The sequence below is a fragment of the Geodermatophilus sp. SYSU D01105 genome, from assembly GCF_054050095.1.
Genome location: NZ_JBJGYR010000028.1, coordinates 1 through 25,996, shown reverse-complemented (window position 1 = coordinate 25,996; position 25,996 = coordinate 1). Strand labels below are relative to the sequence as shown.

The window sequence follows — 25,996 nt, the reverse complement described above, 5'->3', positions numbered from 1 at the left end:
TCGTGCCGACCCCTGCCCGTTGGCGCCCGCTCGTGCCGTCCCCCGTCCTGCGGCTGCTCAGCAGGGCGGTGGTGTGGTGGTCGCGGACAGGCCGGTGGGGGTGGTGACGGTCAGGGTGCCGTCGGGATCGAGGGTGTGGGTCCAGGCGGGGGCCTGGTGTTTGCCGCGGTGGTCTGTGGTGCGGTAGCCGACCAGGTTGGCCGCGCTGGTGGCGCCGGCGGGCCAGGGCCGGTCGTGGTCGAGTTCGCCGGTGGCGGGCACGCGGCGGTGGCACCCGGGAAAGCGGCAGCGGCGGTCGCGGGCGCGGACGTAGCGGTCCAGGGCGGCGCCGGGCCGGTAGCCCTCGGTCGGGCCCGGAGCGCCCAGACCGGGGCGGCCGGTCAGGGGGTGGGGCACCGGTCGGGCCGGCGGCGGCAGGCGCGGGTGCCGCAGTGCGCGGCGCGGCGCAGGCCGGGCAGGTCGGTGAGCGCTGCTAGCGCGCCGGTGACCGCGTCGGTCAGCGCCAGGCGGGGCCGGTCGGCCAACCCGCCGGCGGTGGCTGCCAGCAGAGCGGCCAGCTCGCCGCGCGGGGCGGCGCTCGCGGCGGCGAGCGCGGTGAGGGTGTCGGGAGCGGCGGTGCGCTGCCCGCCGGGGCCGGTGGTCCACGCGGCCTCGTCGGCGGCGTCAGCGGCCTGCGCGGTGTGCAGCAGCCGCTGGGCGTGGCCGAGCGCCATCGCCGCGGCGTGCACCGCCGCGCCGGCGTCCTCCACCGCCCGGTCGGCGGCCACCCACCAGCCGCTGGACGGTGGTGGCTGGTCGCGGTCGGCGGGTGGATCGGGATCGGTCAGCGCCACGAGGTCGGCATCCCAGTCGGGGTCGGCCTCGCAGCCGGCACCGGCCTCGGCTCGCGCCTGCGGCGGGTCGGTGGGCGGCGAGCCCCCGGGCGGGTCGGCGGGCGCGGGGTCCGGAGGCCATTCGGGCTCGCCGCCGAGCTCGCCGGCCAGCACCCGGCGTTCCATCTCGGCCCACCAGCGTGCCAGCCCGGCCTGCTCGCCCGCCGGCTCCGGCCGGGCGCCGGCGAGGAGCCCGGCGCCGTCCGGGAGGTCTGCGGTGGCAGCAGCGAGGCCGCCGTCCAGGGCGACCTCGCCGGCCGGGCTGCCGGTCGCGGCGTCGTTGCCGGTGAGGCCGCGCAGCAGCCGGCGGACCATCTCCGTCGGCACCACCTGGCCGTCGACCTCACCGGGGGCGTCGCCGCCGAGCAGCGTGGCCACCGAGGCGACCACGGTCAGCGCCGCCATGCCCGCGACCGGCTCCGGCCGCACGCTGATCCCCCGCTCCCGCAGCTCCCGGGCGGCATCCCGGGCGGCGTGCCGCGCGACCACGCGGCGCACCCGCTCACCCAGCTGCGCCGGCGTGGTCACCGACCGCCCGGCCATCCAGGCCAGCAGCTCGGCCTCCACCGCCGCCCGCAGCGCGTCCTCGGCGATCGGCGCGACGTGCTCGAGCAGGCACCACAGGTGCCCCGCGTGCAGCAGGCCGGACTCGAGGGCGGACAGCACCCGCGGCAGCCGGTGCACCAGCACCAGCGAGCGCTCCAGCTCGGCCTCGGCCCTGTGCGCGCTCAGGTTCAGCCTGGAGCGCCAGCTCCGGCGCCGCCCACTCACTCACCGCCCGCAGCACCTCCGGCCGCGCCGCCCACCGCTCGGCCGACATCGCGCCGCGCTCACCCTGCGGCCGGTCGGCCGCGGCGGGCCGGCTGGCGGCGAAATCGGCCACCGCCCGCGCCCGCGCCGCGGTCTCCCGGGCGATCTCCCGATCGGCGGCCTGCACCCGCCCCAGCGGACCGGCCGACCAACCCACCGACGGCGCGGCGGTCTCGTCGGTGTCCCGAGTCGCCGAGCCGACCGGCAGACCGGTGAGCGCGACGTCGTCCACGTGTTCGATCACATGTTCGAACACGGTGTCGCGACGAGGGCTGTGGACAGCAGGAGACCAGGTCAAGGACCCGCTACGGGTGGGAGCGGCAGCTGCGCCGCCTCGCACAGCGACGCGGCGTCAGCCGGTGAAGGCGCCGATCTCGGCCAACCGGGAGGGCGTCACGGTCTTCAGCTTCGCCACGGCGTCGGCCAGCGGCACCAGCTCGATCTCGGTGCCGCGCAGGGCGACCATCTGACCGTGCCGACCCTCGTGGGCGGCGATCGTGGCGTGCAGGCCGAAGCGGGTGGCCAGCACCCGGTCGAACGACGTCGGCGTGCCACCGCGCTGCACGTGGCCGAGCACGGTGGTGCGCACCTCCTTGCCCGTGCGCCGCTCCAGCTCGTCGCCCAGTTGCTGGGCCACGCCGGTGAACCGCCTGTGGCCGTACTCGTCGACGCCGCCGTCCCGGATGAGCATCGTGCCCTCCAGCGGCTGGGCACCCTCGGCCACGACCCCGATGACGTGGGTGTCGCCGCGCGCGAAGCGGTCCTCGACGATCTTGGCCACCTCGGCGACGTCGAAGGGCTCCTCGGGCACCAGCGTGACGTGCGCCCCCGAGGCCAGGCCCGCGTGCAGCGCGATCCAGCCGGCGTGCCGGCCCATGACCTCGACCAGCAGCACCCGCTGGTGGGACTCGGCCGTCGTGTGCAGCCGGTCGATGAGGTCGGTGGCGATGCTGACCGCGGTGTCGAACCCGAAGGTCAGGTCGGTGCAGTCGATGTCGTTGTCGATCGTCTTCGGGATGCCGACGACCGGGACCCCGGCCTGCGAGAGCAGGTGGGCAGCGGTGAGGGTCCCCTCGCCGCCGATGGGGATGAGCACGTCGACCCCGTGAGCGGCCAGCACGGCCGTCATCTGCGGCAGGCCGGCGTGCAGCTTCTCGGGCGCGACCCGGGCCGAGCCGAGAGTCGTGCCGCCGCGGGTCAGCAGCCCGTCGACGGCGGCGACGTCCAGCGGCGTCGTCCGGTCCTCGAGCAGGCCGCGCCAGCCGTCGCGGAAACCGACCACCTCGCTGCCGTAGTGGGCCGTCGCCGTGCGGACGACGGAGCGGATGACGGCGTTGAGGCCGGGGCAGTCGCCCCCGCCGGTCAGGATCCCGATGCGCACCGGCTGGCTCCTCGCGTTCGTGGGCCGGGTCGCGGTCGACCATACGTCATGACGACATGACGACGAACCGACACGCGGGAGGGCGCGCACGTCGCCGGGACGACGGTCACGCCGGGTCGCCGGTGGTACCGGTCCCGTCGTCGGTCGTCCCGTCCTCGCTGCCGCCGAAGCCGGGCGGGACGCCGTACCCGCTGCCCGGCGGGATCCCGCGGTCGGAGCCGGAGGAGTCGCCGTCCTGCCCCGGGACCCCGGTCTGCGTCACCGCGCTGTCCGCAGCACCGCCCCCGGCGGTGGCGGCGCCGACGGCGAAGCCGCCGAGCCCACCGGCCAGCACGAGGCCGGCGGCGGCCGCGGCGACCAGGACCCCGCGGCGGCGGCCGGCCCGGCGGGTGCGCGCGGCAGCCGGGACCGGGGACGGGGGCATCCCGGAGGAGGGCGTCTGCGCCTGCGGCGGCTCGGCCGTCGACCCGGCGGGCGACTGCGGGACCTCGGCCGTCGACGCCCCAGCCGGCGTCCCGGTCGAGGGCGCCGCGGGAGGCTGCGCGGGCGGTGTCGGCGCTGCGGCCTGCCCGGGAGGCGGGGTCGGCGCGGGCTCCCAGCGGGAGCCGCTGTGGGCGTGGTCGGGGTGGGTCACGGTCTCCTCCGGTGTCGCGGGTTGCGACCACCGTGACCGGCCCGGCTGTTCCGAGCCCGCAGGCTCCCTGTGCGTTCGCTGGACGGCGCCGGCCGGTCAGCGCACCTCGGTGACGCCGGCGGCGTGCCGCCGGGCCAGCTCCCGGTAGATCTCCGGGTTGCCGTCGACCCAGCGGGCGGCGCCGCCGGACAGCGGCCCCCGCACGCGGGCCGGCACGCCGAGGGCGACCACCTCGTCGGGCACCTCCGCGCCGGGCGGCACCAGGCTGTGCGCGCCGACCAGCGCCCGGCGGCCGATCCGCGCGCCGTCCTGGACCGTCGCGCCGTTGCCGATCAGCGCCTCGGCCCCGATGACGGCGCCGTGGACGACGCACATGTGGCCGATCGTGGCGCCTGGGCCGACCTCGGTCTCGGGGTCGGCACCCCCGTGCAGCACCGAGTTGTCCTGCACGTTGGCCCCGGCCCGGACCACGATGCGGCCGAAGTCGGCGCGCAGCACCACGCCGTACCAGACCGAGGCCCCGGCCTCGACCACGACGTCGCCGACCAGCGTCGCGGTCGGCGCCACCCACGCCTCCGGGTGCACCTGCGGGCTGCGGCCTTCGAAGGAGAACAACGGCACGCGGGGCAGCCTAGGCACGCCACCCCGGGCACTCCCGGCGGCCGGCCGGTGCGTCAGGGTCCGCCGGACTCCTCGAGCACGAACATCGGCGTCAGCCCGGTGAGCTCCAGCACCTGCCGGAACCGCCGCGAGGCGCAGCGGACGACCGCGGGCCGCCCGGCCCCGTCCGCGGAGCGGGCCCAGCGCACCAGCAGCGCGAGCCCCGAGGAGTCGATGTAGCCCAGCCCGTCGACGTGCACCGCCACGAGCTCCCCGACGTCCAGCCCGTCGGACTGCATGCGCGCGACCAGCGGCGCATCGACGTCACCACTCAGGTGCAGGACCGGGCCGCCGGTCTCGTGCACCACCTCGAACGAACCGCTCGGCGGCTCGTGCCCGTCCCCCCGGAGGACACCCACGCGCACACTGTGACCGGTACGGATCGCGGCGACAACCTGGGACGCGTCGGTCCGCTCGGAGCCGACCTGCGAGGATCGGCGTCCGTGCGTCTGTGGTCCCGGTCCCGTTCCGCAGAGGCGCTCCCCCGCGAGGTCGGGGTGCTGTCGGTGGTGGCCTTCGTGGTCGCGCTCGGCTTCGGGATCGTGGCCCCGGCGATCCCGCTGTTCGCGCGGTCCTTCGGCGTCGGGACGACCGCGGTCGGGCTGGCGGTCAGCGCGTTCGCGTTCTTCCGGTTCGTCTCCGCGTTCGGCGGCGGGTCGCTGGTGGAGCGTCTCGGCGAGCGCACCGTGCTCGCCCTCGGGCTGACCACGGTCGCCGTGACCACCGGGCTGGCCGGGCTGGCCCACTCGTTCCCGGTCTTCCTCGGGCTGCGGGCCGCCGGCGGCATCGGCAGCGCGATGTTCACCGTGGCCGCGCTGTCGCTGCTGCTGCGCGCCTCCCCGCCGTCGCACCGGGGTCGCGCCGCCGCGACCTACCAGGGCGGGTTCATCCTCGGCGGCATCGCCGGGCCTGCGCTCGGTGGCCTGCTGGCCGAGCTCTCCCCGCGCCTGCCCTTCCTGCTGTACGCCGGGTTCCTGCTGGTCGCCGGTGGGGTCGGGGTGCTGTTCCTCCGCTCCGGACCGCCACCCGCCGAGGCTGCCACCCCGGGGGTCCCGGACCTGACGACCCGGGCGCTGCCGCTGCGCGCGGCGTTCCGGTCACGGGTCTACGTGGCGGCCCTGCTGGCCAACCTCGGCGTGGGGTGGGTGCTGTTCGGCGTCCGCAACTCGCTGGTCCCGCTCTACGTCACCGAGGAGCTCGGCCGCACGGTCGCCTGGGCCGGCGCCGGGCTGCTCGCCGGCTCGCTCGCCCAGGCCCTCGGACTGCTGCGCTCCGGCCGGCTGGCCGACACGTGGGGACGGCGCCCGTCGCTGCTCCTCGGGACGTCGCTGGCGACCGCGTCGACGGCTGTGCTGGTGCTGCCGCCGGCGACCGGCGCCTTCCTGCTGTCGATGGCGGCCTTCGGGCTGGCCGCCTCGCTGCTGGCCAGCGTCCCGGCGGCACTGGTGGGTGACGTCAGCCCGGCACGGGGCGGCCGCGTGGTCGCGGTGTTCCAGATGTCGGCCGACCTGGGCGGGATCGTGGGCCCCCTGGCCGCCGGGTGGCTCACCGACGCCATCTCCTACCAGGCCGCCTTCGCCGTCACCACCGCCGTGCTGGGCCTGGGCCTGCTCGGGGCGCTGGCCCTGCCGCGGACGGCGGGTCAGGGCGCGGCGGTCCCCCGGTAGCCGGGGGCGCGGCCGGCCGGGCGCGGCGTCCCCGCCGACAGCAGCGGCAGCACCCGCCGCGGCACCAGCTCCGACAGCGCGACGACGCTGGTCGAGCGCACCACCGACGGCGAGCGCCCCAGCCGCACGAGGGTCTCCTGCAGCGCGCCGTGCGACTCGGCGGCGACCCGGCACAGCACGTCGCCCGAGCCCGTGGTGGCGTGCGCCTCCAGCACCCCGGGGATCGCCCGCAGGTCGGCGGTGACCTCCTCCAGCGCGCCCTGCGCGATCTCCAGCGTCACGAACGCCTGGACGCCGTAGCCGGCGGCGGCCAGGTCGACGTCCGGCCCGTAGCCGGTGACCACCCCGGACTCCTCCAGCCGGCGCAGCCGCGCCTGCACCGTCGCCCGCGCCACCCCCAGCCGGCGCGACAGCTCGAGCACCCCGGCGCGGGGCTGCTCGGTGAGGGCGGCCAGCACCGCCAGGTCGAGGGCGTCCAGCTGCTGCCCCACCGCCACCTCCCCTGTGACGCCGTTCACGTGTGCAGACCGGACAGCCGGAGCCGGCTCGTGACCGCGGATCTGGGCGGATCGGCCAGTCCGGTCGAGACATCTTGCCCACCCCCGCGGCCGAGAGGTGAGCTGGGTGCACCATCGAGGGACCGGGACGACCGGTCGGAGCACCCGGGAGCACACGATGAGCCTCGAGCACACGCTGACCGACGAGGAGGAGCTCGCCAACCTGACCCTGGAGGAGCTGCGCCAGCTGGTCGGGCTGGTCGAGCACGACCCGGCAGCCGACCCGTTCCCGGTCAGTGGCTGGGACGCCCTGGTGTGGGTCGTCGGCAACGCCACCCAGGCCGCGCACTTCTTCCAGTCCGCCTTCGGCATGGACCTGGTCGCCTGCTCCGGGCCGGAGACCGGCAACCGCGACTCCCGCAGCTACGTGCTCACCTCGGGCGCCGCGCGGTTCGTCGTCCAGGGGGCCTACGACCCGGCCAGCCCGCTGGCCGACCACCACCGCCGGCACGGCGACGGCATCGTCGACATCGCCCTCGCCGTCCCCGACGTCGACCGGTGCACCGCGCACGCCGCCGCCCAGGGCGCGACGGTGCTCGAGGCGCCGCACGACGTGACCGACGAGCACGGCACGGTGCGGCTGGCCGCGATCGCCACCTACGGCGAGACCCGGCACACCCTGGTCGACCGGTCCCGGTACTCCGGCCCGTACCTCCCCGGGTACGTCGCCCGGACGTCGTCGTTCGTCAAGCGGCCGGGCGCCCCGCGGCGGTTGTTCCAGGCGATCGACCACGTCGTGGGCAACGTGGAGCTCGGCGCCATGGACCGCTGGGTGGACTTCTACAACCGGGTCATGGGCTTCACCAACATGGCCGAGTTCGTCGGCGAGGACATCGCCACCGACTACTCGGCGCTGATGAGCAAGGTCGTCGCCAACGGCAACCACCGGGTGAAGTTCCCGCTCAACGAGCCCGCGGTCGGCAAGAAGCGCTCGCAGATCGACGAGTACCTGGAGTACTACGGCGGTCCCGGAGCGCAGCACGTGGCCCTGGCCACCGACGACATCCTGGGCACCGTCGACGCCATGGTCGCCGAGGGCGTGGAGTTCCTCTCCACCCCCGACTCCTACTACGAGGACCCTGGACTGCGTGCCCGCATCGGCGAGGTGCGGGTGCCGGTCGAGGAGCTCCAGGCGCGCGGGATCCTGGTCGACCGCGACGAGGACGGCTACCTGCTGCAGATCTTCACGCGGCCGACCGGCGACCGGCCCACCGTCTTCTTCGAGCTGATCGAGCGGCACGGCTCACTGGGGTTCGGCAAGGGCAACTTCAAGGCGCTGTTCGAGGCGATCGAGCGCGAGCAGGCCCGCCGCGGCAACTTCTGAGCCGCGCTCCTCCCCCGTTGTGAGGCCGTCAGTGGCCGCGCTCCCTGGCCCCTCCCGGCCTCGCTCCGCTCCTCGGTCGCTGGCGCTCCCTGCGATGCTCACGAGGCCGTCAGTGGCCGCGGAACGCCTCCTCGAGCCACCACGACGGCTCGTCGGCCACCACCTTGGCGTCGAGGAACAGCGGCGCGGTGCGGGGGCCGGCCACCCAGGCGGCCACCGCAGCGAGGTCCTCGACGCCGCGGACGGTGACCGCCTCGAAGCCGTGGCCCCGGGCGATAGCGGCCAGGTCCGCGTCGGGGAAGCGCACCGTGTCCAGCGGGTGCCCCTCCGGCCCGAAGTGGTGCACCTCGGCGCCGTAGGCGGCGTCGTCGTAGACCACGACCACCATGGGCAGCCCGAGCCGGACGACGGTCTCGAGCTCCGCGGCCCCCATGAGCGCGCCGCCGTCGCCCAGCGCCGCCACCGGCAACCGGTCGGGGCGGGCCAGCGCCGCGCCGATCGCCGTCGCCAGCCCGAGCCCGACCGACTGGAACGCCTGGGTGAAGCAGAACCCGAACTCGTCGGGGACGTCGAGGAACATGCTCGGGTAGCCCATGAAGTTGCCCGAGTCGACGGCGACCACCCGCTGCGCAGGCAGCAGGTCGTCCAGCGCGATGGTCAGGGTCCGCGGGTCGATCCGGCCCGGGCGCTCCGCCGGCGGGAACGGGACGTCGCGCCAGCGGACCCGCTCGGCGATCGCCGTCCGCACCTCGGGGGTGCGGTAGCCGGTCGCCGTCCGCTGGCCGAGCGCGGCCACGGCCGCCTCCGCCGTCGCCCGCACGTCGCCGGCCACACCGAAGGTGAGGTCCCGGTGGACGCCGAGCGCCGCCGGGTCGTCGTCGACCTGGACGACGACCGCGCCGTCGGCGATCAGCCGGCCGTGCCGCATCGTCCACATGTTCAACGCACAGCCCCAGCCGACGACCAGGTCGGCGCCCCCGATGAGCTCGGCGGCCAGCGGGGAGGCGAAGCCGCCCGAGACGTCCAGCGACCAGGGGCTGCCGGCGAACAGCCCCTTGGCGACGGCGGAGGTGGCCAGCAGCGCGCCGCTGCGCTCCGCCAGGGCCTCCAGCGCCGCTCGGCAGCCGGGGCCGCGCGCGCCGCGGCCGGCCACGAAAACCGGCCGCCGGGCGTGCTCGATCGCGTGCGCCAGCCGCTCGACGTGCTCCGGGGTGACCCCCGGCTGCGGCGCGGGCGGCAGCGGCGGTGGCCCGGGCGGCACCGGCAGCACGTCGACCTGCACGTCCAGCGGCAGGTTGAGCAGCACCGTCCTCCGCCCGTGCACCGCGGTGGCGACCGCGGCGGCCACCTGGTCGAGCGCGTCCCCGGCGGAGGTGACCCGCATGGGCACCGCGCCCACCGCGGCGGCGAGCGCGACCTGGTCGACGGCGAAGTTCGACTGCGGCGAGGACGCCTCGGCGGCGAGCACCACCAGCGGTGTCCGGCTCTTGGCCGCCTCGGTGATCCCGGTCAGCGCGTTGGTGAGCCCGCAGCCCTGGTGCACGCTGAGCGCCGCGGGCCGGCCGGTCATCCGCGCGTGCGCGTCGGCCATCGTCGCGGCGCCGCCCTCGTGCCGGGCGGCGACGAACCGCGCGCCGGCGGCGACCATGGCGTTGGTGACGGCGAAGTTGCCCGACCCGACGACGCCGAAGACCGCCTCCACCCCGCAGCCGACCAGCGCGGCCCCGACCGCCTCGGCGACCGTCGTGCGGGCGCTCATCCCCGCTCGACCAGCGCGACCACCCGGGCCGGCGAGCCGGAGCCGGAGACGATCGGCAGCGGCGCCGCCACGAGCACCGCGCCGGTGGGCGGCAGCGCGGCCAGGTTCTGCAGCTGGGTGAGCCCGTACTTGCCGCTGCCCATGAGCGCCGCGTGGCACGGGAAGGGCGGGTCGAAGGAGTGCGCGGCGCCCGCGTCGGTGCCCACGGTCTCCACCCCGACGCCGATCACCGGCGCCTCCTCGGCCAGCCACCGGGCGCAGGCCGGGGAGATGCCGGGCGTGTGCGCGCCGGTGTCGTCGGCGTTGAGGAACTCCTCCTGGGAGGCGCTGCGGGCGTCCCAGCCGGTGCGGTAGAGCAACCAGCCGCCCTCGGGCAGCGGGCCGTGCTCGGCCTCCCACGCGCGGACGTGGTCGACCTCGAGCAGGAAGTCCGGGTCCGCGGCCGCCTCGGCGGAGAGGTCCAGCACCGCGGCCGGGCCGATCAGCCGCCGCGCCGGCACCGACGCGACGTCCTCGCCGCCCTGACCGGTCACCCAGTGGTTGGGCGCGTCGAAGTGCGTCCCGGTGTGCTCGCCGGTGCGGAAGTTGTTCCAGTACCAGGCGGGGCCGCGGTCGTCGTACCGGGAGAGCTCCTCCAGCTCGAAGCGCGCCGTCTGGGCGAACTCGGGCGGCAGCGCGATCACCGGCGTCTCCGCCGACAGCGGGGCGGTGAGGTCGACGACCTCGATGCTCCCGGCGGCCAGGGCGGCGGCGAACCCGGACAGGATCGACATGGCGGTCCCTTCTGCTCCACGAGGGCGGGTGGTGGGGCCGAGCATGCCGCACCCGCAGGTCAGGAGGCCGCTGCGGGTCCGCCGTCCCCCTCGGGGTCGCAGCGGACGGCCACGATCGCGACGTCGTCGTCGGGCCGGGAGCCCACGATCCGGGTGAGCAGCGCGTCGCACAGCTCGTCGACGGGTGCCACCCCCACCTCCTCGACCACCCGCACCAGTCGGTCGGTGCCGTCGTCGATGGAGCTGCGCCCCTGCTCCACCAGGCCGTCGGAGTAGAAGAGCAGCGTGTCGCCCGGGTCGACCGCGGCCACCCAGTCGGTCCGGGGGCGCGTCGACTCCGCCCCCAGCAGCGTCTCGGGGCGGGAGTGCAGGACCCGGACGGTGCCGTCGGCGCACAGCAGCAGCGGCGGCAGGTGCCCCGCCGAGGACCAGCGCAGCGTGCGCCGCCCCTCGCGCGCCTGCTCCGGGGTCTGCTCGATGCGGGCGATCAGCGCGGTCGCCAGCGCGCCGAGGTGCAGGCCGGTGAGGACCGAGTCCACGCGGGTGAGGATGCGCGCCGGCTCCTCCTGCCGGTCGTAGGCGATCCCGCGGAGGATGCTCCGCAGCTGGCCCATCGTGGCCGCGGCGTCGACGTTGTGGCCGACGACGTCCCCGATCACCAGCAGCGTGGCGCCGTCCGGCTGCTGGAAGGCGTCGTACCAGTCGCCGCCGACGTGCATCGTGCTCGACGCCGGCACGTAGCGGACGGCGATCTGCAGGTCGTCGGGCTGCGGCGGCGGGGTGAGCATGCTGCGCTGCAGGGTCTCCGCGACCTTCAGCTGGCGGCCGTAGAGCCGCGCGTTGTCGATCGCCAGGGACGCGCGGCGGGCCACCTCGACCGCGGTGGCGATCTCCATCTCCCCGTGCGGCGGCCGTCCGGAGCTGTTGACCAGGCCGAGCGCGCCGAACGTCTCCGCCCGGGCGCGCAGCGGCACGATCGTGAGCGACCGGGCGTCGAGGCGCTGCCACGCCGCGCGGACCTCGTCGGTGGGCAGCGTGGGGGCGATGAGGTCCGGGTCGATGCTGGTCACCTGGATCGGCTCACCGGTGAGCAGCGCGACGGCCATCGGGTCGTCCTCGCGGGCCGGGCCCTGCACCCGCCCCTGCATGTACAGGGCGAGGTCCGCCGCGCGCCGGGGATCGGCGTGCGCCCACGCCTCCGATGGCCGGCCCTCGTCGGTGAGGACGGTGACGGCGGCCCAGTCACACAGCCGCGGCACGACGAGGCGGACGAGCTTCGTGACCGACTCGCCGGCGTCGAGGGTGCTGATCATCGACTCGCTGACCTCGGCGAGGAAGCGCAGCCGGTCGTCCTCGGCCGCCTCCGCCGCGCGGGCGTCGTCCTCGGGGAGGACGTCGCCGTCCGGCAGCGGGCCGGCGCTCTCCCGCAGGGAGACGTGCAGGCGGTCGCCGACGCGCACGGCGGTGGCGTCGAGCCAGCGTTCCGCCGGCGGGTAGAAGCCCCGCCACGTCACGCGCTCCGCCACGCTGCGCGCGTGCAGCAGGAAGCTGTGGAAGATCGTGCCGGCCAGCTCGGGCAGGGCGATCCAGATGTTGCGGTCGACCAGCTCCTCGCGGCGGCGCCCCAAGAGGTCGGCGGTGGCCTGGTCGACCGAGACGAGGGTCCAGTCCGCGTCGAACACCGCGGATGCGCGCGGACGGCCGCCCCCGCCCACGGCGCGCGGGGAGGACCCGACCGCATCGCTCACGACGTCCCCATCACCTCGGCCGGCACTCCCCTGCGTGACGCAGGCACAGTACGCCCGCCGACGGGGCGCGGCCGGGACCCGGAGGTCAGCCGAGGCGCTCCTCCAGCCGGACGGTGACCGCGTCGCCGACCTCCTTGCCGATCGCCGTCCGGACCTCGGCGGTCACCGGCAGCTTGTGGGTGCCGTCGCCGAGGGCCATGAAGGAGCTGCGGAAGGGGTGGCCGTCCACGGTGCCGCGGACCTTGACCAGGCCACGGGTGCCGAAGAACTCCGCCGACCCCGGCATCTGCACGTAGGTCCACCCGCCTTGCGAGGGGCTGCGCACCAGCACCGCGGTGAACTCCACGTCCAGCGGGAGGGGCCCGCTCTGCGTCTCTGACGTCCTGCTCATGGTCGCCGTCCTCTCGGGTCGTCCCACCGGCTTGGACGGGCGAGTGCGGCCGAACTCATCGCCGCGCCCTGCCGACCTGCGCGGGCCGCCCGGCCTGGGCGCGGGGAGGATGCGGAGGTGCACGTCGAGACCGTGGTGTTGCTGGTCCTGGCCGCGGTCGCGGTCATCGTGGCGGTCCGCTGGCTCGCCGACCGGACGGGGTTGCCGGCGGCGGCGCTGCTGACCCTGACCGGCATCGCCTACGCCTACCTACCGGGCCCCAACCTCGTGCTGGACCCGGAGGTGGTGCTCACCCTGGTGCTGCCCCCGCTGCTCTACAGCGCGGCGCTGGACTCCTCGCTGACGGCGATCCGCCGCAACCTGCGCACCGTGGTGAGCCTGTCGGTGCTGCTCGTGCTCGTGACCGCGGTGGTCATCGGCATCGGCTTCGCGCTGTTCGTCGCGGGCGCCACGCTGGCCGCGGGCCTGGCGCTGGGCGCGGCCGTCGCGCCACCGGACCCGGTCGCCGCCCTGGCGGTCGGCCGCAGGGTGGGGCTGCCGCCGCGGCTGATCACCCTCATCCAGGGCGAGGGGCTGCTCAACGACGCGACGGCGCTGACGCTGCTCGCCGTCGCCGTCGCCGCCGCACAGGGCGACGGCTTCTCCACGCCGGCGGCGGTCGGGCAGTTCGTCGTCTCCGCGGCGGGGGGCGTCGCGGCCGGGATGGCGGTCGCCTACGGCGTCCGGCCGCTGCGGCGGATCCGCCGGGACCCGCTGTCGTCCAACGCCGTGTCGCTGGCCACGCCGTTCGTCGCCTACCTGCTGGCCGAGACCGTGCACGTGTCCGGCGTCCTGGCCGTCGTGGTGGCCGGCCTGGTCATCGGCCACAACAACCCCAGCTGGGCCTCGGGCGCCAGCCGACTGCAGACCGAGGCGGTGTGGCGGCTGGTGGACTTCCTCCTGGAGGGCGTGGTCTTCCTGCTCATCGGCCAGCAGCTGCCCGCCGTCATCGGGGGGCTCGGCGAGTACGACACCGGCACGATCGTCACCGCGTCGCTGATCACCGTCGGCGTGGTGCTGCTGCTCCGCCCGCTGTTCCTGTGGCTGACCGAGCACCTGCCGCAGTCCCTGCACACCCGGCTCGGCGGCGAGGACGTCGCCGGGGAGGACGACGACCCGACCACCACCCGGACGAGGCTGTCCGGCCGGGAGATCATCGTCCTCAGCTGGGCCGGGACCCGTGGCGTCATCAGCCTGGCGGCGATCTTCACCCTGCCGCTGACCACCGAGTCCGGCGCCCCGTTCCCCGACCGGGACCTGCTGCTGTTCTGCGCCTTCCTCGCCGTCCTGGTCACGCTCGTGGGCCAGGGCCTGACCTTCGCCCCGCTGGTGCGGGCGCTGGGCCTGCGCGCCGACGAGGCCGACCAGGCCCGGCTGCGCAACGAGGCGCGGGCCGCGTCGGTGGAGGCGGGGCTGCGGCGGCTGCAGGAGCTGGCCGCCGAGCAGCACGACGACGTGGACGACGAGGCCATCGAGACCATCCGCACCCAGCTGCAGGCGCGGCTGGACCGCTACCGGAGGCGGCTGGACGTGCTGCAGGGCGCCGAGGGCGGCGAGGTGCCGATGTCGCCGGAGTACGAGGCGGCACTGCGGGTGCGCCGCGCCGTCCTCGCCGCGCAGCGGGAGGAGCTGGTGCACTGGCGGGACGTGGGGCGGCTCCCCGACGAGGGCCTGCGCCGGCTCGAGCGGGAGCTCGACCACGAGGAGGGCCGCCTGCCGGCCCGCCGCTGAGGGCAGACCGGCAGCGCGTCGCTCACGCGAACGGGCGGAGGCCCTCCACCAGCGGGGTGGTGGGCCGGCCGGCCAGCCGGGAGAGGTCCCCGGTCGTCCGCGCGAGCGCGCCGGCCCGGATGCCGCCGTCGAGCGCGACGACGAAGCCCGCCGTCCCCGCGTCGAGTCCGGCGGCCTCCAGAGCCGCCTGGTGCTCCTCGGGCGTGAGCCGCTGGTGGGTGACCTCGCGGCCGAGCAGCTCGCCGTAGGCGGCGGCCAGGTCGTCGAAGCTCCACGCGGTGTCACCGGACAGCTCGTAGACCGCGTTCTGGGCGCCCTCGGCGCTCAGCACGGCGGCGGTCGCCGCGGCGTAGTCGGCGCGCGTGGCGCTGGCGACCCGGCCGTCGCCCGCGCTGCCGGCGACCACGCCGGTGCGCTTGGCCTGCGCCAGCCCCGAGGCGTGGTTCTCCGTGTACCAGCCGTTGCGGAGCAGCGTGAACGGCAGCCCGCTGTCGCGGACCATCCGCTCGGTGGCCTGGTGGTCGGGCGCCAGCGGCAGCGGGCTGTCGTCGGCGCCGAGGATGCTCGTGTAGGCGATGCGGGCGATCCCGGCGCGCACCGCGGCGTCGACGACGGCCCGGTGCTGCGCCACGCGGACGCCCGGGACGCTGCCGGAGACCAGCAGCAGCACGTCCCCCGCGGAGAGCACCGCGTCGAGCGTGGCGGGGTCGTCGTAGTCGATCCGCGCGGTCCGCACGCCGCGGTCGGCCAGGTCGGCCAGCCGCTCGACCGCGCGGCCGCCGGCGACGACGTCGCCGGGAGCGACCCCGCGGGTGAGCAGCTCCTCGACCACGAGGCGGCCCAGGGAGCCGGTGGCTCCGGTGACGACGACGGACATGCGCGGACCTCCTGCGGGTGGGGACGGCGCGGCGCGCCGTGCGACGTCCCGAACCCGGGGGGCGCCCCGGCGATTCCCCCGCGCCCGGTCAGGTGACCGGCAGCCCCGCCAGCCCGGCCGCCAGGCCGAGCAGGGCGCAGACGCCGAGCGTGCGCAGCACCGACCACCTCAGCCGGAACAGCAGCACGGCGGCGACGAGGGCGATGACCAGCGGCACCGGCCGCAGCGTGCCGACGTCGGGCAGCTCCAGGTGCAGCGGACCGCGGTCGACGTCGACCGTCTGCGAGAACAGCGTGTGGACCGCGAAGAAGACCCCGAGGTTGGCGATGACCCCGACGACCGCCGCGGTGATGCCGGTGAGCGCCGCCGACAGCGACCGGTTGCCCCGCAGCCGCTCCATGTACGGGGCGCCGAGCAGGACGAACAGGAAGCTCGGCACGAAGGTCACCCAGGTGACCAGCAGCGAGGCGAGGACGGCGGCGACCCACGGGTCGAGGGACCCCGGGTCGCGGTGGGCGCCGAGGAACGCCACGAACTGCACCACCATGATCAGCGGCCCGGGCGTGGTCTCGGCCAGCGCCAGCCCGCGGACCATCTCCCGCGGCCCCAGCCAGCCGTGGACCTCCACCGCCTGCTGGGCCACGTAGGCCAGCACCGCGTACGCGCCGCCGAAGGTGACCACCGCCGCGCCGGAGAAGAACACGCCCTGCTGCGTGAACACGCTGCCCGCGCCGGTGAGCAGGGCGGCGGCGGCCACCGGCACGCCCCACACCAGCAGCCCGACGAGCAGGACGCGCAGCGTGCGCCGGCCCGACGGCGCCTCGGTGTGCAGGACGTCGTCGGAGATGACCGGCGGCGGTCCGGCGTCCGGGCCCTCGGCCGCCGCCTTCTGCGGGAGGGCGGACGGCCGCCAGCGGCCCAGCGCCCAGCCGGCCACCCCGGCCAGCGCCACGACCAGCGGGAAGGGGACGGCGAACAGCGCCAGGGCGAGGAACGCCGCCACGGCGATGCCGACCAGCGCCCGGCTGTCCGCCGCGCGCTTCGCCACCCGGACGACCGCCTGCGCGACGATGGCGAGCACCGCCGGTGCGAGGCCGGCGAAGACGGCGAGCACCGCCGTCGTCGTCCCGAAGGCCACGTAGACCGCGGAGAGGACGAGCAGCGCGACGACGCCGGGCAGCACGAACAGCCCCCCGGCCACCAGCCCGCCGCGGGAGCCGTGCAGCAGCCACCCGACGTAGGTGGCCAGCTGCTGCGCCTCCGGGCCGGGCAGGAGCATGCAGTAGTTCATGGCGTGCAGGAACCGGCGCTGGCCGATCCAGCGCTGCTCGTCGACCAGCGTCCGCTGCATGACCGCGATCTGGCCGGCCGGGCCGCCGAAGGTCTGCAGCGAGATGAGGAACCAGGTCCGGACCGCCGTCCGGAACGGGACGACGGTCTGCTCCTGGGGCCGGGCGGGGCTGTCGGATCCCATGGGCGTCCTCGGGGGGTCAGGCCGGCTCGCGGCCGAGCAGCAGGCGGCGGCGGTGGTACTCGTAGAGCCCGTCGAACAGCGGACCGGAGACGGCGAGGGTCCGCTCGTCGGTGCCGGTCATCGACAGGCCGCGCAGCAGCACGTCGAGCCCCGGCGCCTCCGGTGCGTCGAACCGCCCGTCGTCGAGGTCGGCCTCGTGGACGGCCTCGGCGATGCGCCAGAGCACCGGGTCGGTGAGGTCGTGGCGGCGGAGGATGGTCTCGAAGGAGCAGTCGCCGCCGTGGTGGCCGAGCTCGACCCCGCGCATGTCGAACGGCGTGGCATCGGCCGGCACCTCGGCGGGGTCGGCGACGAAGACGAACTCGGCGGCCGAGTCCAGGAAGCGCCGGATCAGCCAGGCGCAGGCCGCGCGGTCGATGTGGACCCCGGCACGGGTCGCCCACCTCACGGCGCGACCTCCACCGCGTCGGCCGCGGCGAGCTCGCGGAGCGCGGCGGCGGCCCGCTCGCGCTCGGGCGGCGGGAAGAAGTCGCGGCGCCCGATCGCGCGGAACTCCGTGCGCAGCCGGCGCAGCGCCCGGGCGCGGTCGGGCGCCGCCCCGGTCGCGGCGGCCCGGCACTCGGCGGCCAGCGCCCGGTACTCCTCGGCCCGCGCCTCGGCCATGCGGGTGGCCAGCTCCCGCTCCTGCGCGACCGACGCCGGCCGGGCCACCCACAGCCCCGCCGTGCCGTCCGCCGCCAGCACGTCCTCGGCCAGCCACTCCAGCTGCTCGCGGGTGCGCGCGTCGGCCGGCAGCGCGACCAGCCCGTCCGCGAGCTGGGCCACGCCGAGCCGGCGCAGCCGCCGCCACAGCGTCGTCCGCGGGCCGGAGGGCTCGCGCGGCAACCGGTAGGACAGCAGCACCCACTCGCCGGGCGTCATGCGTTGATGCAACCATGGTTGCAGCGCCGCGTCCAGCGGTCAGCGGGTCGCGACCCGGAGGGTGCGGGTCACGCGGCGCCGACGGTGGACGCGGCGAGGGCGGGTGCGGCGTCGGCGGTCAGCCGGCGCCACAGGTCGCGGGCCAGGGCGTCGTTCTGGCGGAAGAAGGGCGCGTTCGTCCGTGGCCGGGCGAAGGCGGCGACCTGCGCGCCGGCGGTCCAGAAGCCGACGGCGGACACCCGCTCGCTCGGGGTGCCGTCCGCGGTGACCAGCCGGCCGCTCGGATCGACGTCCAGTCGACCCGTGCGCCGGACGCCGCCCGGCCCGGCGGGGTCGGGCAGCACCCGCTCGCGCCCCTCGCCGCGGCGCAGCAGACCGGCGACGACCGGGTCCGGGGTGGCGGAGACGTCCGGTGAGGGCAGCCGGGCCTCCACGAGCGCCCGCGCCTCGACGACCCCGGGGACGCTCGACGAGTGCGCCCGGAAGACGCCGGCGTCCTCGTCGAGCACCACCACGGTGTCCGCGCCCAGGAAGCGCACCACCCCCGCCTCAGACAGCGCGAGCAGCTCCTCCAGCCGCGGGCCGGGCGGGCCGCTGGCGAGGTAGCTGAACAGGTTCATCCACCAGCCGGAGACGTCCTCGGCCTCCGACCGGGGCGTCAGCCGCCGCGCGGCCACCAGCCCGGCGATCGTGCCGTGGCACTGCAGCAGCGCGGTGAAGACGGCGGCGTCGGTGCTGTGCGCCGGGTCGGCGGCCCGGGCCAGGTCGGCGCGCACGTGCCGGCGCACCGACTCCTGCAGGGTCGCCCGGTCGGGGAAGGACCGCCCGGCCAGGGGGCGGTCCAGCGCCGCGAGGTCGAACCGGTCGAGCGGGTCGGGGACCGCGCGGGCCACGAGCGCGCGCTCCGCGCGGGGGCCGGCCGCCGCGGCCCAGGCCTCGGCGAACTCGTCCCACGGCATGGCGGTCCGCTCCGGGTGGGCGCGGAACAGCTCGGTGTGGTGCGCCCAGCCGAGCTCGCGCTCGATCAGGGGGGCGAGGTCGGTGCGCAGGTCCAGCGGCCGGTCCGGCCCGAAGGCGGCGTCGACGGCCGCCGGCGTGAAGAAGCGCAGCGGAACCGGCGGCCCCGCCCACGGGTAGGCCAGCTTCGACCGGTACGGGACGCCGCGGCGGGATCCGACGTGCAGCACCGGCTCCCGGCCCGAAGGCAGGTAGCGCAGCCGGCCGTCGTCCGCGCGCCGGAACCGCCCGCCGCGGCCGCTGGTCAGCAGCACCGCCAGGTCGACGAAGGCGAGCCCGGCCCCGCGGACGAGCACGTCCTCCCCCGGCGCGAGGGCGGAGAGGTCGAGGTCGGCGGTGTAGCCGGTGGGCAGGTAGGTCAGGCCGGCCCGGGCCGCCGCCGCGGCCACCCGGCGCTCGGCCGGCGTCGGCCGCGCCTCGAGGTGGCCCTGCGCGAGGACGACGGCGTCAGCGGCGAGCACGCCGCCGTCGGCCAGCCGCACCCGGGCACCGTCGGGCCCCTCGGCCACGTCGACGACCCGGGTGGCGTGCAGGTGGACGTCGAGCCACGGCGCAGCCCCGGCGACCACGCGCTCGAGCACCCAGCCCAGGTAGGCGTTGACCAGCGGGCGGGACGGGAAGGACGCCGGCCCCAGCCGGCGGGCCTCCCGCCCGACCGGGTCGCCGGCGGGCCGGTCCCGGGCGACGTCGCGCACCCAGTCCCACAGCGTCGTCCCCTCGCCCACGGGGCCGTCGACGACGACCGACGGGTCGGGCAGCACGGTGACGTCGCCGACCAGGGAGTTGGCCCACAGCAGCTCCGGCTGGGCGGCCCGCCACACCCGGCCGCCACCCGGTGGGAACGGGTCGACGAGGTGGACCTGCAGCCGGGGCCCGGCCGACAGCTCGGGTGCGGAGGCGACGAGTCGCTCGAGCACGCCGACGGCGGTCGGGCCGGCGCCGACGATGCACAGGGTGGGCAGGCGGGTGGGATCGGGCAGGGACATGCGGGAGCGCTCCTGTGCCGGGGTCGGACGACGGGGGGCGGTCAGTCCGCCGGACACAGGGCGCTGCAGGTGCGGAGCAGGTCGACGTGCCGTCGCTGCGCCAGTTCCGGTCGGGTCACGCCGCCTCCTCCCTCCGGACCTCGGTGTGCGCCGCTGCAATGTCTACCAAATCGATCGGGATTGACGGGTAGGCGGCTCGCCGCCTATGGTCCCGGCCAGGTCCTGAGTGCCAGCACCAAGCCCCGGCTCGCTGGCCGGCAACCCTCCGCTGCGACGGGGTGCCCCGGGTGACGACCTGGCGGACGCGCCCGCGTCCGCAAGTCCGCAGCCCTCCCGGGCTCTGACCGAGGAGCACCAGCAGTGAGTTGCCGGAGCACGCCGAGCGTGCGGGACCGTTCGACCGTCCTGGTCGGCCGACCCACGATCGACCTCCTGCGTACCGACAGCGCCCTCTGTCGCTGAGGCATTCCCTCTCCTGACCGGCTCCGGCCGGTCCCGCGGCACCGCCCGCTCCTGTCCACCGCCCCCCGCGCGGTGCCGGCGGCGTGCCCGCGCACCCCCACCCGCTCGTCCCTGGGAGCACCCGCATGTCCCGCACCCCCCTGCCCGGCGTCGTCCACCCTCCCTCGCGGGTGGCCCGGTGACCGCCGCGCCCGGGCTGGCCGTCGTCACCGTCCACCCCGACGACCCGCTGGCCGCGCCCTTGTTCGCCGAGCTGCTGCACGAGTACGACAGCCGCTACGGCGACCTGTACGGCGGTGCGGCGGCCGAGCTCACCCGCTACCCCGCCGCGGAGTTCCTCCCGCCCCACGGCGAGCTGCTCCTGCTGCTGGAGGACGGCGCCCCGGTCGCCGGCGGTGCCTACCGCCGGCACGCCGACCCGGGCACCGCCGAGGTCAAGCGGATGTGGACCGCCGCTGCACACCGCCGCAGGGGGTTGGCCCGCCGGGTGCTCGCCGAGCTCGAGGCCCGGGCCGCGGGCCGCGGCTACACCCGCATGTACCTGACCACCGGCCCCCGCCAGCCCGAGGCCAGGGCCCTCTACCTGGCCGCCGGCTGGACGCCGCTGTTCGACCCCGCCGTCCCCCGCCCCACCGACCTGGCGACCCTGCGCACCCTGCCCCCCGGCCAGCTCGGGTACGCCTTCGAGAAGTCCCTGGGAGACCCCGCATGACCACGCTCGTGCCCCGGCCCACCGCGGAGACCGCCGCTCCCCGGCCGTCCGGGACGCCCTACGACCAGTTGACGGTGGTGCCGGCGCGGCACCTCGGCCGCTGGGTGGCCACCGCCGTCGTCGCCGTGCTGCTGGCGATGGTGGTCAACTCGCTGGTCACCAACCCCCGGTGGGAGTGGGACGTCGTCGCCGCCTACCTCACCGAGGAGTCGATCGTCCGCGGCGTCTGGACGACGATCCAGCTGACGCTGATCACCGCCGTCCTCGGCTTCGCCCTCGGCACGGTGCTGGCGCTCATGCGGCTGTCCCGGTCGCCGCTGCTGCAGGCGGTCAGCTGGGGCTACACCTGGGTGTTCCGCTCGGTGCCGCTGATCCTGCAGCTGCTGCTCTGGTACAACCTCGCCTACCTGTACCAGTCCCTGGACTTCGGGATCCCGTTCGGCCCCTCGTTCGCCAGCGTCGAGACGCTCTCGCTGATCGACAAGTTCGGCGCCGCCATCCTCGGCCTGGGCCTGCACCAGGCGGCCTACTCCGCCGAGATCGTCCGGGCCGGCATCCTCTCGGTCGACCAGGGGCAGCTGGAGGCGGCCGCCTCCCTCGGCATCCCGCGGCGCCGGCAGACCACCCGGATCGTGCTGCCGCAGGCGATGCGGTCGATCGTCCCGACGGCGGTCAACGAGGTGATCGGCCTGTTCAAGGGCACCTCGATCGTCTACGTGCTGGCCCTCGGCGAGCTCTTCTACACGGTGAGCGTCATCTACGGCCGCACGCAGCGGGTGCTGCCGATGCTGGTCGTGGCGGCGGTCTGGTACGTCGTCCTGACCACGGTGGTCACGGTGGTCCAGTACCACGTCGAGCGCTACTACGCCCGCGGCGCCGTCCGCACCCTCCCGCCCACGCCGCTGCAGCGGCTGCGCGCCAACCTGACCGCGGGCCTGGCCCGGGTCCGTCCCAGCTCCGAGGTGTCCCGGTGACCGCCGCCCCCCTGACCACCCGTCCCGGTCGCGTCGAGGTGCACGGCGTGCACAAGTCCTTCGGCGCGGTCGAGGTGCTGCACGGTGTCGACCTGGTCGTCGAGCCGGGCACCGTGACCGTCGTCCTCGGGCCGTCGGGCTCGGGCAAGTCGACGCTGCTGCGCAGCATCAACCACCTGGAGAAGGTCGACCGCGGCTTCGTGGCGCTCGACGGCGAACTGGTCGGCTACCGCCGCCGGGCCCACCGGGACGGCGACCGGCTGCACGAGCTCAAGGAGAAGGAACTCCTCCGCCAGCGGACCCGGTTCGGCTTCGTGTTCCAGGCCTTCAACCTCTTCCCGCACCTGACCGCGCTGGAGAACGTGGTGGAGGCGCCGGTGTCGGCGCAGGGCCGCCGCCGCGACGAGGTCGAGGCCGAGGCACGCGAGCTGCTCGCCCGCGTGGGCCTGGCCGACCGGTCCGGCGCCTACCCCCGGCAGCTGTCCGGCGGGCAGCAGCAGCGGGTCGCCATCGCCCGGGCGCTGGCCATGCGACCGGCCGTGCTGCTGTTCGACGAGCCCACCTCGGCGCTGGACCCCGAGCTGGTCGGCGAGGTGCTCGGCGTCATCGCGGACCTGGCCCGAGGGGGCACCACGATGGTCGTCGTCACCCACGAGATCGGCTTCGCCCGCGAGGCCGCCGACCAGGTGGTCTTCATGGACGACGGCCGCATCGTCGAGGCCGGCCCGCCCGAGCAGGTGCTCGACGCCCCACGGCACGAACGGACCCGCGCCTTCCTCGCCAAGGTCCTCTAGGAGGACCCCGCTGCGCGACGCCTCGTGAGAGGACCCCGTCCTCCCCACCCTTCACAAGCTCGGGGCGGGTCCCGGGACGGGTCCGGCGGGGCACTGCAGCGAGGCCGTTCCGCCGATCCCCCGGACTGCGCAGCCCGCGCGGCCCGTCGATGGCGCGCGCCCGCGCGCCCCACCTGAGGAGGACCACCGTGACCGCCCGAACCCGACGAGCCCGCCTCGTCCCCGTCCTGGCCGCCGTGTCGCTGCTGGCGCTCGGGGCGTGCAGCAGCTCTGCCGACATCGAGGAGCAGGCCCGCGCCGACGAGGGCGGGGAGCGCACCGCCCTGTCCGTCGACACCAGCCCGGAGCAGGACCGCATCCACACCACGCCCAGCGAGGAGGCGATCGCCCTGCTGCCCGAGGGCGCGTTCCCCGACGGCGTGCTCCGGGTCTCGGTGACCCAGGGCGCGGTCCCGCTGGCGTTCTTCGCCGACGACAACCAGACCGTGATCGGCAGCGAGACCGACATCGCCACCCTGGTCGCCGACGCGCTCGACCTGGAGCTCGAACTGGTCGTCAACGACTGGTCCAACTGGCCGCTGGCCACCCGGTCCGGCGAGGTCGACGCCACCATCTCCAACGTCACGGTGACCGAGGAGCGCAAGCAGCTGTTCGACTTCTCGTCCTACCGGGTCGACCAGCTCGGTTGGCTGGTCCGGGCCGACAGCGACCTGCAGGTCGACCAGGCCGCCGACATCGCCGGGCTCACCGTCGGCGTGGGCTCGGGCACCAACCAGGAGCAGATCCTGCTCGCCTGGGACCAGCAGAACCGCGACGCCGGCCTGGAGCCGGTGACCATCGACTACTACGAGTCCTACAACGACGCCGTCCTCGCCCTGCAGTCCGGCCGGTTGGACAGCTACGTCGGCCCCAACGCCACCGCCGCCTACAGCGCCGCGGTCTCCCCGGACGACGTCCGGGTGGCCGGCACCGTCAACGGCGGCTGGCCCGACACCGCCGAGATCGCCGTCGCCACCGCCAAGGGCAACGGCCTGGCCGAGGCCTTCACCGCCGCGCTGGACTCCGCCATCGCGGACGGCACCTACCAGCAGGTCCTCGACCGCTGGGGCCTGGGCGCCGAGGCGGTCGAGCGGTCCGAGACCAACCCGCCCGGCCTGGGCGCCTGAGCTCCCCGAGGAGACCCCCGATGACCCGCACCCGCACCCGCAGCCACCGCCGCGCCGTCCGGCCGGCCGCCGCGCTCCCCGTGGGGACCGCGCTGACCCTGTCGACCGTGGTCTTCCTGTCCGCCTGCACCAGCTCCGCCGAGATCGAGTCCGAGGCGCGCGCCGACGCCGCCGCGGAGGCCGGGGCGACCGGGGCGGTCCTGGAGGTGGACACCGGTCCCGAGCAGGCCGGCCGGGTCCACACCGACGAGGACCCCGACGCCGCCGCGCTCGTGCCGGCCGACATCGCCGAGGACGGGGAGCTGACCGTCGGCGTCGTCGGCACCGGGGAGCCGCCGCTGGGCTTCCTCGCCGACGACAACGCGACGGTCGTCGGCAGCGAGGTGGACATCGCCTCGCTCGTCGCCGAGTCCCTCGGCCTGGAGCTCGAGGTGGTCAACGTCGCCTGGGAGCAGTGGCCCCTGGGCGTGCAGAGCGGCGACCTCGAGGCCGTGTTCAGCAACGTCGGCGTCAACAACGAGCGGCTCCAGCTGTTCGACTTCGCCACCTACCGCCAGGGCGTCATGGCGTTCACCGCGAAGCCCGGCAGCGGGCTGTCGATCGCCGGCGCCGAGGACATCGCGGGCCTGACCGTGGCGGTCGGCTCGGGCACCAACCAGGAGCGGATCCTGCTGGACTGGAACGCGCAGAACGAGGCCGCCGGGCTGGAGCCCGCGCAGCTGGAGTACCACGCCAACGCCGCGGACGCCCTGCTGGCGCTGCAGTCGGGCCGGATCGACACCTACATCGGCCCGAACCCGAACGCCGTCTACCAGCAGTCGGTCGGGGACGTCGAGGTCGTCGGCACGGTCAACGCCGGGTGGCCCGACACCACCTACGTCGCCGCGACCTCGCTCAAGGGCAACGGCCTGGTCGACGCGTTCGAGGCGGCGCTGCAGCACGTGTTCGACGACGGCACCTACGCGCGGACCCTCGAGCGGTGGGGCCTGTCCGACGAGGCGGTCGACGAGCCGGTGGTCAACCCGGCCGTGGGGTCCTGAGCCGCGGGGCCGGGGGCGCGCGGGACCCGCGACCGCCCCCGGTCCCCGCTCCTGCGGTGCTCCTCGTGCTCCCGCGGTGCCGCAGCACCGCAGGAGCACCAGGAACGCGCCGAATGGCGGCCGCAACGACCGTGCGGGCTGCTCAGCGCGGGGACACCGGCGCCAGGCCGAGGGGTGGCGTCAGTCGCCCGGACGGACCCGGTCCAGGAACCGCAGGACCGCGTCGTTGACCACTCGGGGCTGGTCCTCGTGCACGAGGTGGGACGCGCCCGGCACCCGCACCTGCTCGACCCGAGGCAGCAGCGTCGCCAGCCACCGGCTGAGCAGCCGCACGACGACGGGGCTCCGGGCGCCGGTGAGCAGCAACGTGGGCACCCGGACACCGCGGAGGGCGTCCTCGCCCAGCGGCGGGAAGCCGGCCCGCAGGTTCGGCGCCAGCGTCGTCGCGTTCTCCCGCATCTGCTGCCGGCGCTCCTCCGTGAGCCTCCCGAACGCCTCCCGGCCCAGCACGCCGCGGGCGAAGACCTGCCAGGCGTGCTCCTCATCGCCCCGCCGGTGGGCGCGGACCATCGGCGCGGAGGTGCGCAGGCCGAACGCGAGGACCGCGAGCGTGGTGCCGGGGTGCCGGAGCAGGCTGCGCGCGAGCACCCCCGGGTGCGGCCGCGGGCCGGGGCCCAGCACCAGCGACAGCACCGGCGGCTCCTCGAGGACCAGGCTGCGGACGGCGTCCGGGTGCTCGATCGCGGTGAGCAGGCAGATGATCGCGCCCCACGAGTTCCCGACCAGGTGCGCCGGCGCCGCGCCCAGCTCCCGGAGGACGGCGACCAGGTCGTCGACGTGCACGGGCACCGGGTCGGCAGCACCCGGCGGGACGTCGGCGTTGGGCCGGGCGTACCGGCGGCTGTAGGCGATCGCCCGGTACCGCGTCGCGACCGGTTCGAGCTGGGCCGCCCAGGTGCGCAGGTCGCTGATCCCGCCGTGCACGAAGACGACCGGTTCGCCCGATCCCAGCTCCCGGTGCGCCAGCGGCACCCCGTCGACCACCACGCGGCCGACCCCGGGGGACCCCGCGCCGTCGCCCGCCATCCCGCGTCCCCTCGTCCAGTGGCGTGGGTCACCCTCCTCGCTCCGTGGGTGCCTCCGCAACGACCGTGCTGCGTCGAGGGCGCGCAAGTGGTCGCACTGCGGGCGGTGCTCGTGCACTGCCGGTCCTGCCGGACCGGCAGT

The 25,996-nt window shown here is 76.0% G+C and carries 25 protein-coding genes and 1 riboswitch; of the genes, 8 read left to right on the top strand and 17 right to left on the bottom strand.

From position 1 onward, the window contains the following. Positions 1 to 57: 57 nt before the first annotated feature. The 6 genes from ACI79I_RS21400 to ACI79I_RS21375 all read right to left on the bottom strand — a co-directional run bounded on the left by ACI79I_RS21400 (position 58) and on the right by ACI79I_RS21375 (position 4,716). Positions 58 to 396: a hypothetical protein gene (locus ACI79I_RS21400; RefSeq protein ID WP_456994338.1), complete on the bottom strand. Its 339-nt coding sequence runs from the start codon at positions 394 to 396 to the stop codon at positions 58 to 60. Next, complete coding sequence (locus ACI79I_RS21395) at positions 381 to 1,643, bottom strand: hypothetical protein (RefSeq protein ID WP_456994337.1); 1,263 nt, start codon at positions 1,641 to 1,643, stop codon at positions 381 to 383. The genes ACI79I_RS21400 and ACI79I_RS21395 overlap by 16 nt, the downstream gene beginning before the upstream one ends. 391 nt (positions 1,644 to 2,034) lie before the next feature. Continuing rightward, positions 2,035 to 3,063 carry an ATP-dependent 6-phosphofructokinase gene (locus ACI79I_RS21390; RefSeq protein ID WP_456994336.1) on the bottom strand — a complete coding sequence of 343 codons (1,029 nt, stop codon included), beginning with the start codon at positions 3,061 to 3,063 and terminating at the stop codon, positions 2,035 to 2,037. Positions 3,064 to 3,169: 106 nt separating this feature from the next. Continuing rightward, positions 3,170 to 3,697 carry a hypothetical protein gene (locus ACI79I_RS21385; RefSeq protein WP_456994335.1) on the bottom strand — a complete coding sequence of 176 codons (528 nt, stop codon included), beginning with the start codon at positions 3,695 to 3,697 and terminating at the stop codon, positions 3,170 to 3,172. Positions 3,698 to 3,793: 96 nt separating this feature from the next. Then, positions 3,794 to 4,318, bottom strand: a complete 525-nt coding sequence (locus tag ACI79I_RS21380; protein ID WP_456994334.1) for a gamma carbonic anhydrase family protein — start codon at positions 4,316 to 4,318, stop codon at positions 3,794 to 3,796. A 53-nt stretch (positions 4,319 to 4,371) separates the two neighbouring features. Next, positions 4,372 to 4,716, bottom strand: coding sequence for an STAS domain-containing protein (locus ACI79I_RS21375; protein ID WP_456994333.1), 345 nt, complete (start codon positions 4,714 to 4,716; stop codon positions 4,372 to 4,374). 84 nt (positions 4,717 to 4,800) lie between these two features. Between ACI79I_RS21375 and ACI79I_RS21370 the strand changes: the two genes are divergently transcribed. Continuing rightward, positions 4,801 to 6,024 carry an MFS transporter gene (locus ACI79I_RS21370; protein ID WP_456994332.1) on the top strand — a complete coding sequence of 408 codons (1,224 nt, stop codon included), beginning with the start codon at positions 4,801 to 4,803 and terminating at the stop codon, positions 6,022 to 6,024. On the opposite strand, the gene ACI79I_RS21365 is transcribed toward ACI79I_RS21370, so the two are convergent. After that, on the bottom strand, positions 6,000 to 6,542 hold the full coding sequence (locus ACI79I_RS21365) for an Lrp/AsnC family transcriptional regulator (protein WP_456994331.1): 543 nt from the start codon (positions 6,540 to 6,542) through the stop codon (positions 6,000 to 6,002). The genes ACI79I_RS21370 and ACI79I_RS21365 overlap by 25 nt on opposite strands. 157 nt (positions 6,543 to 6,699) lie before the next feature. Between ACI79I_RS21365 and hppD the strand changes: the two genes are divergently transcribed. Then, positions 6,700 to 7,905: a 4-hydroxyphenylpyruvate dioxygenase gene (gene hppD / locus ACI79I_RS21360; protein ID WP_456994330.1), complete on the top strand. Its 1,206-nt coding sequence runs from the start codon at positions 6,700 to 6,702 to the stop codon at positions 7,903 to 7,905. A gap of 109 nt (positions 7,906 to 8,014) precedes the next feature. Here hppD and ACI79I_RS21355 read toward each other — a convergent pair whose 3' ends face one another. From ACI79I_RS21355 to ACI79I_RS21340, 4 genes are all read right to left on the bottom strand, one after another. Continuing rightward, positions 8,015 to 9,664, bottom strand: coding sequence for a thiamine pyrophosphate-binding protein (locus ACI79I_RS21355; protein WP_456994329.1), 1,650 nt, complete (start codon positions 9,662 to 9,664; stop codon positions 8,015 to 8,017). Next, positions 9,661 to 10,437, bottom strand: coding sequence for a cyclase family protein (locus ACI79I_RS21350; RefSeq protein ID WP_456994328.1), 777 nt, complete (start codon positions 10,435 to 10,437; stop codon positions 9,661 to 9,663). The genes ACI79I_RS21355 and ACI79I_RS21350 overlap by 4 nt, the downstream gene beginning before the upstream one ends. A gap of 59 nt (positions 10,438 to 10,496) precedes the next feature. Continuing rightward, complete coding sequence (locus ACI79I_RS21345; RefSeq protein WP_456994327.1) at positions 10,497 to 12,185, bottom strand: PP2C family protein-serine/threonine phosphatase; 1,689 nt, start codon at positions 12,183 to 12,185, stop codon at positions 10,497 to 10,499. Positions 12,186 to 12,270: 85 nt separating this feature from the next. Then, positions 12,271 to 12,576 carry a DUF1905 domain-containing protein gene (locus ACI79I_RS21340; RefSeq protein ID WP_456994326.1) on the bottom strand — a complete coding sequence of 102 codons (306 nt, stop codon included), beginning with the start codon at positions 12,574 to 12,576 and terminating at the stop codon, positions 12,271 to 12,273. 117 nt (positions 12,577 to 12,693) lie between these two features. Here ACI79I_RS21340 and ACI79I_RS21335 point away from each other — a divergent pair, with 117 nt between their 5' ends. Then, the gene (locus ACI79I_RS21335) at positions 12,694 to 14,346 is read left to right on the top strand and encodes a Na+/H+ antiporter (protein WP_456994325.1); all 1,653 of its coding nucleotides are present in this window, start codon (positions 12,694 to 12,696) and stop codon (positions 14,344 to 14,346) included. A gap of 22 nt (positions 14,347 to 14,368) precedes the next feature. Here the strand turns inward: ACI79I_RS21335 and ACI79I_RS21330 are convergent, their stop codons facing one another. The 5 genes from ACI79I_RS21330 to ACI79I_RS21310 all read right to left on the bottom strand — a co-directional run bounded on the left by ACI79I_RS21330 (position 14,369) and on the right by ACI79I_RS21310 (position 19,621). Then, complete coding sequence (locus tag ACI79I_RS21330; protein ID WP_456994324.1) at positions 14,369 to 15,223, bottom strand: SDR family oxidoreductase; 855 nt, start codon at positions 15,221 to 15,223, stop codon at positions 14,369 to 14,371. A gap of 88 nt (positions 15,224 to 15,311) precedes the next feature. Continuing rightward, positions 15,312 to 16,697, bottom strand: a complete 1,386-nt coding sequence (gene chrA, locus ACI79I_RS21325) for a chromate efflux transporter (RefSeq protein WP_456994323.1) — start codon at positions 16,695 to 16,697, stop codon at positions 15,312 to 15,314. A gap of 16 nt (positions 16,698 to 16,713) precedes the next feature. Then, positions 16,714 to 17,145 carry a chromate resistance protein ChrB domain-containing protein gene (locus ACI79I_RS21320; protein WP_456994322.1) on the bottom strand — a complete coding sequence of 144 codons (432 nt, stop codon included), beginning with the start codon at positions 17,143 to 17,145 and terminating at the stop codon, positions 16,714 to 16,716. Then, entirely contained in the window at positions 17,142 to 17,618 is a 477-nt protein-coding gene (locus ACI79I_RS21315) for a Chromate resistance protein ChrB (RefSeq protein ID WP_456994321.1), read from the bottom strand. The genes ACI79I_RS21320 and ACI79I_RS21315 overlap by 4 nt, the downstream gene beginning before the upstream one ends. Positions 17,619 to 17,686: 68 nt before the next feature. Then, the gene (locus tag ACI79I_RS21310; RefSeq protein WP_456994320.1) at positions 17,687 to 19,621 is read right to left on the bottom strand and encodes an FAD/NAD(P)-binding protein; all 1,935 of its coding nucleotides are present in this window, start codon (positions 19,619 to 19,621) and stop codon (positions 17,687 to 17,689) included. A 218-nt stretch (positions 19,622 to 19,839) separates the two neighbouring features. Next, positions 19,840 to 19,950: riboswitch (SAM riboswitch) on the top strand. A gap of 311 nt (positions 19,951 to 20,261) precedes the next feature. Here ACI79I_RS21310 and ACI79I_RS21305 point away from each other — a divergent pair. The 5 genes from ACI79I_RS21305 (at position 20,262) to ACI79I_RS21285 (ending at position 24,769) form a co-directional block, all read left to right on the top strand. Continuing rightward, on the top strand, positions 20,262 to 20,795 hold the full coding sequence (locus ACI79I_RS21305; RefSeq protein ID WP_456994319.1) for a GNAT family N-acetyltransferase: 534 nt from the start codon (positions 20,262 to 20,264) through the stop codon (positions 20,793 to 20,795). Further along, on the top strand, positions 20,792 to 21,769 hold the full coding sequence (locus ACI79I_RS21300) for an amino acid ABC transporter permease (protein WP_456994318.1): 978 nt from the start codon (positions 20,792 to 20,794) through the stop codon (positions 21,767 to 21,769). The genes ACI79I_RS21305 and ACI79I_RS21300 overlap by 4 nt, the downstream gene beginning before the upstream one ends. Then, the gene (locus tag ACI79I_RS21295; protein WP_456994317.1) at positions 21,766 to 22,563 is read left to right on the top strand and encodes an amino acid ABC transporter ATP-binding protein; all 798 of its coding nucleotides are present in this window, start codon (positions 21,766 to 21,768) and stop codon (positions 22,561 to 22,563) included. Before ACI79I_RS21300 ends, ACI79I_RS21295 begins: the two co-directional genes overlap by 4 nt. Before the next feature lie 188 nt (positions 22,564 to 22,751). Then, positions 22,752 to 23,729 (top strand): ABC transporter substrate-binding protein, encoded by a 978-nt coding sequence (locus tag ACI79I_RS21290; protein ID WP_456994316.1) that lies wholly within the window; start codon positions 22,752 to 22,754, stop codon positions 23,727 to 23,729. Positions 23,730 to 23,749: 20 nt separating this feature from the next. Continuing rightward, entirely contained in the window at positions 23,750 to 24,769 is a 1,020-nt protein-coding gene (locus ACI79I_RS21285) for a transporter substrate-binding domain-containing protein (protein WP_456994315.1), read from the top strand. 180 nt (positions 24,770 to 24,949) lie between these two features. On the opposite strand, the gene ACI79I_RS21280 is transcribed toward ACI79I_RS21285, so the two are convergent. Continuing rightward, the gene (locus ACI79I_RS21280; RefSeq protein ID WP_456994314.1) at positions 24,950 to 25,855 is read right to left on the bottom strand and encodes an alpha/beta fold hydrolase; all 906 of its coding nucleotides are present in this window, start codon (positions 25,853 to 25,855) and stop codon (positions 24,950 to 24,952) included. Between the last annotated feature and the right edge of the window lie 141 nt (positions 25,856 to 25,996).

Bases quoted from the DNA above. Each gene is read 5' to 3' on its own strand.
- hppD (WP_456994330.1), top strand. From the start codon at position 6,700: ATGAGCCTCGAGCACACGCTGACCGACGAGGAGGAGCTCGCCAACCTG.
- ACI79I_RS21355 (WP_456994329.1), bottom strand. From the start codon at position 9,664: ATGAGCGCCCGCACGACGGTCGCCGAGGCGGTCGGGGCCGCGCTGGTC.
- ACI79I_RS21350 (WP_456994328.1), bottom strand. From the start codon at position 10,437: ATGTCGATCCTGTCCGGGTTCGCCGCCGCCCTGGCCGCCGGGAGCATC.
- ACI79I_RS21340 (WP_456994326.1), bottom strand. From the start codon at position 12,576: ATGAGCAGGACGTCAGAGACGCAGAGCGGGCCCCTCCCGCTGGACGTG.
- ACI79I_RS21330 (WP_456994324.1), bottom strand. From the start codon at position 15,223: ATGTCCGTCGTCGTCACCGGAGCCACCGGCTCCCTGGGCCGCCTCGTG.
- chrA (WP_456994323.1), bottom strand. From the start codon at position 16,697: ATGGGATCCGACAGCCCCGCCCGGCCCCAGGAGCAGACCGTCGTCCCG.
- ACI79I_RS21315 (WP_456994321.1), bottom strand. From the start codon at position 17,618: ATGACGCCCGGCGAGTGGGTGCTGCTGTCCTACCGGTTGCCGCGCGAG.
- ACI79I_RS21310 (WP_456994320.1), bottom strand. From the start codon at position 19,621: ATGTCCCTGCCCGATCCCACCCGCCTGCCCACCCTGTGCATCGTCGGC.
- ACI79I_RS21300 (WP_456994318.1), top strand. From the start codon at position 20,792: ATGACCACGCTCGTGCCCCGGCCCACCGCGGAGACCGCCGCTCCCCGG.
- ACI79I_RS21285 (WP_456994315.1), top strand. From the start codon at position 23,750: ATGACCCGCACCCGCACCCGCAGCCACCGCCGCGCCGTCCGGCCGGCC.
- ACI79I_RS21280 (WP_456994314.1), bottom strand. From the start codon at position 25,855: ATGGCGGGCGACGGCGCGGGGTCCCCCGGGGTCGGCCGCGTGGTGGTC.